The organism is Tigheibacillus halophilus (assembly GCF_042683165.1).
In the GTDB taxonomy this organism is placed as follows: Bacteria; Bacillota; Bacilli; order Bacillales; family Amphibacillaceae; genus Tigheibacillus; species Tigheibacillus halophilus.
Map to the genome: position 1 here is coordinate 313,679 of NZ_JBHUIZ010000003.1, position 9,749 is coordinate 323,427.

General features: G+C 41.9%; 12 protein-coding genes and 1 other annotated feature. Of the genes, 9 read left to right on the top strand and 3 right to left on the bottom strand.

The window, feature by feature from the left end; genetic code table 11:
* Positions 1 to 37: 37 nt before the first annotated feature.
* Positions 38 to 841: an undecaprenyl-diphosphate phosphatase gene (locus ACFSMW_RS02050; RefSeq protein WP_390352579.1), complete on the bottom strand. Its 804-nt coding sequence runs from the start codon at positions 839 to 841 to the stop codon at positions 38 to 40.
* Between the two features lie 161 nt (positions 842 to 1,002).
* Between ACFSMW_RS02050 and ACFSMW_RS02055 the strand changes: the two genes are divergently transcribed.
* Positions 1,003 to 1,332, top strand: a complete 330-nt coding sequence (locus tag ACFSMW_RS02055) for a hypothetical protein (RefSeq protein ID WP_390352581.1) — start codon at positions 1,003 to 1,005, stop codon at positions 1,330 to 1,332.
* A 63-nt stretch (positions 1,333 to 1,395) separates the two neighbouring features.
* On the opposite strand, the gene ACFSMW_RS02060 is transcribed toward ACFSMW_RS02055, so the two are convergent.
* The gene (locus ACFSMW_RS02060; protein ID WP_390352582.1) at positions 1,396 to 1,575 is read right to left on the bottom strand and encodes a DUF2929 family protein; all 180 of its coding nucleotides are present in this window, start codon (positions 1,573 to 1,575) and stop codon (positions 1,396 to 1,398) included.
* Between the two features lie 137 nt (positions 1,576 to 1,712).
* On the opposite strand from ACFSMW_RS02060, the gene ACFSMW_RS02065 reads away from it, so the two are divergent.
* From ACFSMW_RS02065 to ACFSMW_RS02090, 6 genes are all read left to right on the top strand, one after another.
* A complete protein-coding gene (locus ACFSMW_RS02065; RefSeq protein WP_390352584.1) occupies positions 1,713 to 2,336 on the top strand; it encodes a hypothetical protein in 624 nt (207 codons plus the stop codon).
* A 69-nt stretch (positions 2,337 to 2,405) separates the two neighbouring features.
* Entirely contained in the window at positions 2,406 to 3,398 is a 993-nt protein-coding gene (locus tag ACFSMW_RS02070) for a DmpA family aminopeptidase (RefSeq protein WP_390352586.1), read from the top strand.
* A 109-nt stretch (positions 3,399 to 3,507) separates the two neighbouring features.
* Entirely contained in the window at positions 3,508 to 4,446 is a 939-nt protein-coding gene (locus ACFSMW_RS02075) for a beta-ketoacyl-ACP synthase III (RefSeq protein ID WP_390352588.1), read from the top strand.
* Between the two features lie 156 nt (positions 4,447 to 4,602).
* Positions 4,603 to 5,844 carry a beta-ketoacyl-ACP synthase II gene (gene fabF, locus ACFSMW_RS02080; RefSeq protein WP_390352590.1) on the top strand — a complete coding sequence of 414 codons (1,242 nt, stop codon included), beginning with the start codon at positions 4,603 to 4,605 and terminating at the stop codon, positions 5,842 to 5,844.
* A gap of 186 nt (positions 5,845 to 6,030) precedes the next feature.
* Positions 6,031 to 6,237: a YuzI family membrane protein gene (locus ACFSMW_RS02085; protein ID WP_390352592.1), complete on the top strand. Its 207-nt coding sequence runs from the start codon at positions 6,031 to 6,033 to the stop codon at positions 6,235 to 6,237.
* Between the two features lie 132 nt (positions 6,238 to 6,369).
* Entirely contained in the window at positions 6,370 to 7,137 is a 768-nt protein-coding gene (locus ACFSMW_RS02090; RefSeq protein ID WP_390352594.1) for a YjbA family protein, read from the top strand.
* Positions 7,138 to 7,170: 33 nt separating this feature from the next.
* Here ACFSMW_RS02090 and trpS read toward each other — a convergent pair whose 3' ends face one another.
* Positions 7,171 to 8,160, bottom strand: coding sequence for a tryptophan--tRNA ligase (gene trpS / locus ACFSMW_RS02095; protein WP_390352595.1), 990 nt, complete (start codon positions 8,158 to 8,160; stop codon positions 7,171 to 7,173).
* Between the two features lie 73 nt (positions 8,161 to 8,233).
* Positions 8,234 to 8,415 (bottom strand) — a binding site (T-box leader).
* Between the two features lie 252 nt (positions 8,416 to 8,667).
* Between trpS and ACFSMW_RS02100 the strand changes: the two genes are divergently transcribed.
* Complete coding sequence (locus tag ACFSMW_RS02100) at positions 8,668 to 9,030, top strand: rhodanese-like domain-containing protein (RefSeq protein WP_390352597.1); 363 nt, start codon at positions 8,668 to 8,670, stop codon at positions 9,028 to 9,030.
* Between the two features lie 70 nt (positions 9,031 to 9,100).
* On the top strand, positions 9,101 to 9,514 hold the full coding sequence (locus tag ACFSMW_RS02105) for a DUF302 domain-containing protein (RefSeq protein WP_390352599.1): 414 nt from the start codon (positions 9,101 to 9,103) through the stop codon (positions 9,512 to 9,514).
* Positions 9,515 to 9,749: the final 235 nt, after the last annotated feature.

Genomic DNA, 9,749 nt, shown 5'->3' on the forward strand with positions numbered 1-9,749 from the left:
TTTGAGAGCTGCCCGCTTTCAAAGCTTTTTAATTAGTTCACATAAAGATAAGTATCAATAATCCAGCTGCCAAGCAATAGTAAGCAAAGTATTTCAAATTTCCGCGAGCCATGATTCCCATAAACCACTTCAATGCATAGAAGGTGGCAAGCAGAGAAACCAGAAATGCAATGATGCCGGGAATCCACAGGAAATCAGCATCGCCTAATATATCAGGAATAGAAAGCAGCCCGGCACCGAAACTGACAGGAATATATAGCATGAATGAAAAACGGAGCGCGGTTTCCTGTTTTAACCCCAGCAGCATTGCCGCAACAAGGGTAGCGCCGGAGCGGCTGATTCCGGGTATCAGAGCCACTGTCTGAGCCAGTCCGATGATAATAGCATCCTTTAGCGTAATATCGCCATCTTGTTTCTTTCCACGCAAGTTTCGGATTATCCATAGCGCCACGCATGTTACGAGTAAAGTTACCCCTACTGTAAAAGGTTTGCTTATATCGCCTATTTTGTCTTCCAGTAGAAAACCAAAGATCCCGGCAGGAAGTGTAGCGATGGCCAGGTAGATAACAAATCGAAAATCGGGAGCAGCGTGTTCTTTTCTGGTCAGTAAAAAATGACAGGTGTTCTTTGTCAAACGGATTAAATCCTTGCGATAAATAATTAATATGGCAAGCAGTGATCCAAGGTGCACCAGCACCTCAAAAGACAGTCCTTTGATATCTACATGAAACAGATGACGAAAGATGATCAAATGCCCGCTGGAAGATACCGGGATTGGCTCAGTGAATCCCTGGATAAAGCCTAGGACGATATATTTCAGTAGGATATAAAAATTTTCCATTGTCTCTATATGTCATTCCCCCTTTTGGTGGGGACAGCTTTACCGTAATCATCATGTAAAACTGTCCCGGTAAAAAAACTGCTTGTACTTTAATTATGCTGATTTTCGTTTCACTTTCCTTTGGGCCAATGAATAGTCTATCGCAAGGAGGTTATGTGAAAATGAATCAGGGTCATAAACATATATACGATTTATGCAAGGATCATATGCATGCATATGTACTTGCGGAGCTGGAAAATGGAGATAAAATTGACGGCATTATCACGGGTTTGGACAATGAATATGTATATTTTGCTGTGCCTGTTAATGGAGAACAGGATATGGAATCCCATTCTATGGATGAGAGCCGTATTTTTGGCTATCCTGGCTTTGGATATGGGCCAGGATTTGGTTATGGAGGTTTTTATGGCGGATTTCCGCCCCGGAGATTCCGCAGAGTCATTCTCCCGCTGGCGGCTTTGAGTGCATTAACATTGCTGCCGTGGTATTAAGTACTTTCCACGAAAAAGAACCCTTGCCTGTATTCAGGCAAGGGTTCTCTTCAAGATTGGATATCAACTTTGCTTGTCTTCTTTCAAAAACCCTTCACCGATCACCCAGACCGCAATACAAAAAATGCCGGCCATGACGAGTGTAGCGGTTAAGCTGAAAGATTCTCCAGCCATACTGGAAAGCACGTATGAAATGGTACCGCTTAATAAAACAGCCCAAATGATTGTCCAAATAAAGCGCATGTTTCACACCTCGTTTACAAATTGCATGGATATAATCGTTACATTTAGTATATCATAGAATTTCTTTTTCCTCATATAGTGTATCAAAATTGTTCATAAATGGAAAGTAGTTATTTTTTGTGAATGGAGGGATTATCGTGAGTTATGCTGTCACGAATATATATGAATGGATGGGATTCGAAATTGCGGATTGTCTGCTAGCCTCAGGAAAAGAAGTGGTTGGAGCCGGTACAGCTGAAACAGACCAACAAAAATATTTGGAAATGTTTTTCGGGCGCAATGCAAATTTTCAGCAGGTGGATCAGCTTGTTTCTGCAGCACACCATGATGTGATTTTTGATGTGGGAGATATGCAAAAAGGAAGTATCTATTACGAACCTTCCACAAGAAAATTTGTAATTGGAAAAGAATCAGAAAATAGACCAGAGATGCAAGTGGTTATTCATATACCGATGTTGGTTGGAAGGTGGATGCCAATGAACGAAGAAGGGGTTTTCGTAAACGAACAACACATCCCTTTTTTCGATGAAAAGTTCCGAAGAAGTATAGCAATTGATTCGTTGGTCCTCTCCCTGTTGCAGTTGCCGGCCATCTCGAAGCTGCCTGAAGCAATCACGATTCTGCCAAAGAGCAGTCCGACACATGCAAATGAAGAAAGACAAACAATTTACATGATTGACGATTATAATGCTCAAGGGAAAAAAACGCGTTTACTTGAACATTTCCATGATCATCCTGAATTTTTTCAACTTTGCCACTGATTGCATCCCGCGACCCGACTCATTTTTGCTATAATAAATGCAAGATAGACAGTAAAGGGAGGCCTGTTCATGTTAGCCAAAGGAAAACATAATGATTTGACTGACGTTGCCGGCGTCAAAGTCGGACATGTGACACTATATGAGAAGTTGAATGAGCAAGATACAATATGTACAGGTGTGACAGCTATTTTGCCGCATAGTGGTAATTTATTCCTGAAAAAAACCCCAGCCGCGAGTTATATTATCAATGGCTTTGGCAAAACGTGCGGACTGGTGCAAATGAACGAGCTGGGGGTTTTAGAGTCCCCGATCATGTTGACCAATACTTTTTCCGTTGCACCAGTTCTTCAAGGCACATTAGCATACATGCTAAAAGAAAATAAAGAAATAGGGGATACCACGAGTTCGCTCAACATTGTGGTCGGTGAGTGTAATGATTCTTATTTAAACGCAATGCGCCTGCAAGCAGTTACCCCTGAACATGCAGAAATGGCAATCGCAAATGCGCGGGGAGAAGCTTTTTCTCAAGGTGCGGTCGGGGCTGGAAAAGGGATGGTCTGCTTCGGCCATAAAGGTGGTATCGGATCTGCCTCAAGACAAATCCCAAGGCAAGATGGCAAGTATTATACTATAGCGTGCCTTGTTTTAAGCAATTTCGGCAAAGCGGAACAGGCAAGGTTCGCCAATTTGACTAAAAAGAAAATCGAGATGGAAACTGCGGATGGATCCATCATGATGATTGTTGCAACAGATGCGCCTGTCTACGATCGGCAATTGCAAAGGATTGCCAAAAGATGTGTTGTTGGATTATCGCGGACTGGAAGTATCATAGCCAATGGAAGCGGAGACATTGCTATTGCCTTTTCAAATGCGAATCTGCAGCCACATTATACAGATTCATCTATTGGACAGATGGCTTTCATCCGTGATGACAGTGAAGAGATGGAGATGATTTTTCAAGCTATTGCGGAGGTTGCAGAGGAAGCGATCTTTAACGCTTTGCGGTATGCCGAAACAACAAACGGCCGTAAAGGGAGAACCGTTAAAAAAGCGCCAATATGATATTGCCGATGAAGGTATATTACAAGTAATGATTGCAAGAAGGGCAGATATACGATAAAATTAGTACCAAGTCATAATATTTGATAATAAGCGGTAAGGGGATGGAAATATGGGAGTAGGCGTTTTGGGATTAGCCCACTATGTACCTGAAAAAATTTTGACAAATGCTGATTTGGAAAAAATGGTTGATACAAATGATGAATGGATTCGTACACGTACGGGAATCGAAGAAAGAAGAATTGCCGGCGATGATATAGATACATCAGATATGGCATTTTTCGCGGCTGAAAAAGCGCTTAAGGATGCTAATGTGAATGCGGAAGAGATCGATCTGATTTTAGTGGCTACGGTTACGCCCGATTCACCATTCCCTTCTGTCGCTTGCCTTATCCAGGACAAACTGGGGGCGAAGAATGCTGCTGCGATGGATATTGGCGCTGCATGTGCAGGGTTCATGTACGGGATGATCACAGGAAAACAATTTATTGAAACAAAAACATATAAAAAGGTATTAGTCATCGGTGTCGAAAAACTTTCCAAAATAACTGACTGGGAAGACCGTAACACTTGCGTACTATTTGGTGATGGTGCAGGTGCTGTCGTATTAGGCGATGTTTCTGACGGGAAAGGTATTCTGTCATTTGAGCTGGGAGCGAACGGCGGCGGTGCAAAACACTTATATGAAAACGAAAATGGCCATATTATCATGAATGGACGGGAAGTATTTAAATTTGCTGTCAGACAAATGCCGGATTCATCGGTCAATGTTGTGGAAAAAATTGGTTTAAAAAGAGACGATGTCGATTACCTGATTCCACATCAGGCCAATATTCGTATTATGAACGCAGCAAGAGAGCGTCTTGGCATATCCGAAGAAAAAATGGCAACTACCATCAAAAAATATGGCAATAATTCTTCAGCATCAATTCCGATGGCTCTAGCAGAAAGTGTAGCAAATGGTAAAATAAAAGATGGCGATTTAGTTGTATTGGTCGGTTTTGGCGGGGGGCTTACTTGGGGAGCTGTCGCCATGCGCTGGGGAAAATGAAGTAGCATGCTGTCTCCAGGAAGCTTTGGAAGGTTAAAAAATTGCTTATGTCCTAAACTTAAAGTAGGATATTAAAGAAGGATAATTCGTATATAAATAAACTTAAACTGTCTTTATTTTATAGGATTTATTTATTGCAATAGGAGGATTGCAAAAATGGAACAAAGAAGAGTTGTAGTGACAGGGCTGGGAGCAGTGACACCAGTCGGTAATGATGTCCAGTCGATGTGGAAGAATATTGTAGCTGGAAAATCTGGTGTTGGCCTTGTAACGAAGGTCAATAGAGATGATTTTCCTGCAAAGGTCGCAGCGGAAGTGAACGACTTTGATCCGCTGAAATACATGGAAAAGAAAGACGCACGCAAGATGGACCCATTCACACAATACGCTGTAGCAGCCGCAAAGATGGCTGTGGAAGATGCAAATCTGGAAATTAATGAAAGTAATGCCGATCGCATTGGTGTATGGATCGGTTCCGGTATTGGCGGAATGCGTACGTATGAAGAACAGCATACTAAATTCATGGAAAAGGGTTATCGCCGTGTAAGTCCGTTTTTTGTCCCTATGATGATTCCGGATATGGCTGCTGGCCAGGTATCCATCCAATTGGGAGCAAAAGGGATAAACTCTTGTACAACCACAGCATGCGCATCCGGTGCCAATGCGATTGGTGACGCATATAGGGCGATTCAGCGCGGAGACGTGGATTACATGATTGCTGGCGGTACAGAGGCACCAATCACCAATATGTCATTTGCTGGTTTTTCGTCCATGAAGGCATTGTCTTTTAACGAAGATCCAAATACAGCCAGCCGTCCATTCGATAAAGACCGTGATGGGTTTGTCATGGGTGAGGGTGCTGGGCTGTTGATACTGGAAACGTTAGAGAGTGCACAGCAGAGGGACGCGAGAATTTATGCTGAAATAGTCGGCTATGGCTCCACTGGTGATGCATATCATATTACCGCTCCCGCCGAGAATGGGGAAGGTGCCTCACGGGCTATGAAACAAGCACTGGAAAATGCGAATATGGAGCCGTCAGAGGTAGACTATATCAACGCACATGGGACAAGTACAGATTTGAATGATAAGTTTGAAACGGAAGCAATTAAAAATGTATTTGGTGACCATGCATACAAGCTGGCGGTTTCATCTACGAAATCAATGACTGGTCATTTGCTTGGTGCATGCGGCGGCGTGGAGTCGGTTATTTCTATTAAAACGATTGTTGACAGCATTATGCCACCAACAATCAATTATGAAACACCGGATCCATTATGCGACTTGGATTATATTCCAAATGAAGCAAGAAAGCAAGACGTCAATGTAGTGATGAGCAATTCGCTCGGTTTTGGCGGTCACAATGTTTCATTACTATTTAAAAAATTTGTGGGTTGATGTGTAAGGAGTATGTTGACTCGCCTGATTGCAGGCGGGTCTTTTTTTGTTTCTTGACAAAGGGGAAAAGGGGTTCAGACCTCGGAAAAAGTTCCATTCAGAACCGCCACACTATTTTCATGTATTTTCCTACATGTATCCTCATAGATTTGTAATAGGACATGGACGAGCATTGGTGGTGTATATGTGGGAATAATCATTGTTTTTTTGGTTGGTTTCGGTTTGACTGTTTCCGGTGGAGTGACTGTAATAGCATATTTGAATTTTCTTCCTGCAGGTGTCTCCTGGATGGAATATCTGCTGTTCATCAGTACAAGAGTGGAGTGTTACTTTTTGCCTGCCGGGATCATCATCATGGCACTTGCTATTTCTCGTTTTCCCTCTAATTCATAAGCAAGCCTAGAATATAATTTTCTCATTTTGGTCATAATGTAGGATACATACAGGTTCAAAAGCGGCGCAATATGCTGACTCCCTTGGAGACATGAGCTTGTTTTAGACTGATTCCAAAGAGAGGGTTGTACAATGTTATATTTGCATGATGTCTGGGTGAACTGGTTTGAAGGAGAGGAAAACGGTTATAGTGTATGTCATTTTCATGAGTGGCGCAAAGAAGACAAAATCGAATTGCTGGATCAAGTTCCACTGCTATACATAACAACGCCGCTATTTAATTACATTGAAAATGACATGCAGGATTTGCCCAAAGCATTGCTGGATACGATACACAAGCGTGCGTTCATCCGCAAAGGGCCGCAGCGGAATGTGCTTGAATATGCTTGCGTGATAACGGATGGAAATGATGTATTGGCTTTGGATACTGTTGGATATCAAATTCCGATTCGCAAAAGCAGAATTATACCGAGACAAGAAATGCTTGTTTATGACATGATTGAAAACACCAAACAGCAAAACTTCAGATTTGATGAAAAATCGTATCAAAAAGAATACCACATGCTCTCCATGTCGCCGGAATTGATTTATGGGCTCACAAGAAGAGAGCGGCAGCTGAAGCAATTGTTGATGATGGCATTAGACCAGTTGAAAACGAGTGATAACCTGGAAGAGTTGCGTTATTGGCTTACGGAATGGGACCCCAAACAGTATCCTTATATACGCTACATGGATGAAAATCAGGCATGGGATTCATTATATGAAGGAGTCAAACATGGCTGGAGCCAAGCACATGAGGAACTCTGCCATAAGCTGGTGAAAGGGCAGCCATTCCTGGAGAAGATCTGGGAACTGGAAAACGACCAGGCAAACCAAAAGCAAAAATCAAAAAATCAGTGAGATGCCTCACTGATTTTTTCTATTGTATCTACATTATTTTCTAACTCGCCCAAGCCCCATCGCTTTTTTTGCTTTGGCAAGCATTTTATTTGCTTTTTTAGCTGCTTTTTCAGCACCACGATCAAGAATATCATCTAGTTCAGGTGAGTCGATCAATTCCGCGTATTTTGCTTGTATAGGCTGCAAAACACTGATGACAGCTTCTGCCACACCTTGCTTGAAATCGCCATACCCGCTTCCTGCATACTTCGATTCCAACATTTCAATCGATTCCCCCGTGCAAACAGACTGAATGGTCAGCAGGTTAGAGACACCAGGTTTGTTTTCTTTATCGAATTTTACTACGCCTTCGGAATCCGTAACGGCACTTTTTATTTTTTTCTCGATTTTTTTTGGCTCATCGAGCATGGAAATAAAAGCTTTATCATTTTCATCTGACTTGCTCATTTTCTTTGTCGGCTCTTGTAACGACATGATACGTGCCCCGACTTTTGGAATGCTTGCTGTTGGGATGGTGAAAATATCGTTGAACTTATTGTTGAAGCGCTGAGCCAGATTTCGCGTCAGTTCCAAATGCTGGGTCTGATCCTCGCCAACCGGTACAAGGTCTGTTCCATAAAGCAGTATATCTGCAGCCATCAGGTCTGGGTATGTCAGCAGTGCGGATGACACCGCGTTTTTCCCTGCAGATTTATCTTTGAACTGGGTCATTCTTTCCAGTTCCCCCATATAACTGATTGATTGCATCATCCATCCTAGCTGCGTATGGGCAGGGACTTCGGATTGAATGAACAGCGCTGATTTTTCCGGATCGATTCCCGAAGCGATATAGAGAGCCGCTAAAGAACGGATATTGTGACGCAGCTTGAGCCGATCCTGTGGGACAGTGATTGCATGTTCATCAACAATGCAGAAATAGCATTCATAGTCGTTCTGCAGCTTGGCAAATTGCTGCAGTGCCCCCAGATAATTTCCTAAGGTCAATATTCCACTTGGTTGAATTCCTGAAAAGATTGTCTTCATTTGCTTTGCTCCTCTTGAAAATAGTTTTAAATCAGGGGAGAAAGGCATAAGAAAAGGCCCATTCATCCCCTGGAAAAGGGACGAATGAACCGCGGTGCCACCCTTAATTATCTCACTGTAAATCAGTTAGATCGCTTGAATAGTTAAATTAGCTCCAAAGCCCAATTCCAATTTACCTTGATACTTGTTTGCACCAGCCACAAGCTCTCTAGAATTCAGCGGGTAATTGTACTCCATCTTTTTCATTGCTAAATCGTATTGATTTTATCTTATTATATACGATTTATGGAAAATAAATCAAGTATATGGAATGTCTCGCCTAGCATACAGTCTTTTTCCAGCAGTTTCCCGCACTGCTTTGAATCACAGAGTTAGAGCAAGCAATTGAAACGATAAGTGTTGCTGGAAGCATACACACAAGTTTTCAAGATTGCAATCATTTGGTTGACGTCTGGGTGTATATCGGCTATTATATACCCATGCGGGTATAAATGAAGGGGTGAGAGAATGGGCACGATAATCCAATGGATAATCGTTTTGGCAATCATTATCTATATCGCAAGCCGGTTCATGCCGGTAAAAGGGATTGAAAATATAACAGCAACTCAGGCCAAGCAAAAATGCAAGGATAAAAATGTACAATTTATCGATGTACGCACCCCTGGTGAATATCAACGAAATCATCGTAAACCGTTTCAGAATATTCCATTGTATGAATTGAAACAACGTTCGTCAGATTTATCTAAAGACAGAGAGACAGTAGTCATTTGTCAAAGCGGCCTGAGAAGTGCTAAAGCGGCGAAGATCCTGAAAAAACAAGGATTTCGAAACATATCCAATGTCAAAGGCGGTATGAGTGCCTGGTTATAAGGGTATAACGTTTGTATGCACCCTGTCAGTGACCAGGCAATCAATCGAATAGTGAAAGGAGTAAAAATGCATGTTTGATTATACGGTGGATACGAAACAAAGTGTGGCACAAGCAATTGAAACGTTGACAAGGCATTTGAAAGAAGATTCGTTTGGGGTGTTGTGGAATTTGGACATGAAGGCTACATTGGAAGGGAAAGGGTTTGAGTATGACCATGACTATCATGTGCTGGAAGTATGTAATCCAGAGGCAGCTAAGAAAGTACTTACTCAAAACCAGCTTGCCGGTTATATTCTGCCATGTAAAATTGCCGTGTATGAAGATGGCAGCACAACAAAGATAGGAATGCCCAAACCGACTGAACTGATCAATCTGGTCGGCGACCGCGCGTTGCTTGCATTTGCAAGCGACTTTGAAAAACGATTGAAATCTTGTATTAAGGCCAGTGCCAATGTTGATACGCGTATGAATGAGGATGAATGAAATGAAGAGACAATAAAGATGGTAAATCGTCTTTATTGTTTTTTTATGTCCGAAATCCGATAAAAGGAAAATATTACGTATGGGATTGAAGGATTGAAATGCGATTGGTGGCAAAAACTAAAGGATGAATAAATAAACAAAAAAAGACAATATTCTTCAAAGTTCATTTCAAAATACTGGATACTTCTCTATAATAGATTCATAATGTCAAAAAATTGAAAGAAAGGAGATCACA

Excerpts from the sequence above, each read along its gene's own strand:
- ACFSMW_RS02050 (WP_390352579.1), bottom strand. The coding sequence starts at position 841 with ATGGAAAATTTTTATATCCTACTGAAATATATCGTCCTAGGCTTTATC.
- ACFSMW_RS02055 (WP_390352581.1), top strand. The coding sequence starts at position 1,003 with ATGAATCAGGGTCATAAACATATATACGATTTATGCAAGGATCATATG.
- ACFSMW_RS02060 (WP_390352582.1), bottom strand. The coding sequence starts at position 1,575 with ATGCGCTTTATTTGGACAATCATTTGGGCTGTTTTATTAAGCGGTACC.
- ACFSMW_RS02070 (WP_390352586.1), top strand. The coding sequence starts at position 2,406 with ATGTTAGCCAAAGGAAAACATAATGATTTGACTGACGTTGCCGGCGTC.
- ACFSMW_RS02075 (WP_390352588.1), top strand. The coding sequence starts at position 3,508 with ATGGGAGTAGGCGTTTTGGGATTAGCCCACTATGTACCTGAAAAAATT.
- fabF (WP_390352590.1), top strand. The coding sequence starts at position 4,603 with ATGGAACAAAGAAGAGTTGTAGTGACAGGGCTGGGAGCAGTGACACCA.
- ACFSMW_RS02090 (WP_390352594.1), top strand. The coding sequence starts at position 6,370 with ATGTTATATTTGCATGATGTCTGGGTGAACTGGTTTGAAGGAGAGGAA.
- trpS (WP_390352595.1), bottom strand. The coding sequence starts at position 8,160 with ATGAAGACAATCTTTTCAGGAATTCAACCAAGTGGAATATTGACCTTA.
- ACFSMW_RS02100 (WP_390352597.1), top strand. The coding sequence starts at position 8,668 with ATGGGCACGATAATCCAATGGATAATCGTTTTGGCAATCATTATCTAT.
- ACFSMW_RS02105 (WP_390352599.1), top strand. The coding sequence starts at position 9,101 with ATGTTTGATTATACGGTGGATACGAAACAAAGTGTGGCACAAGCAATT.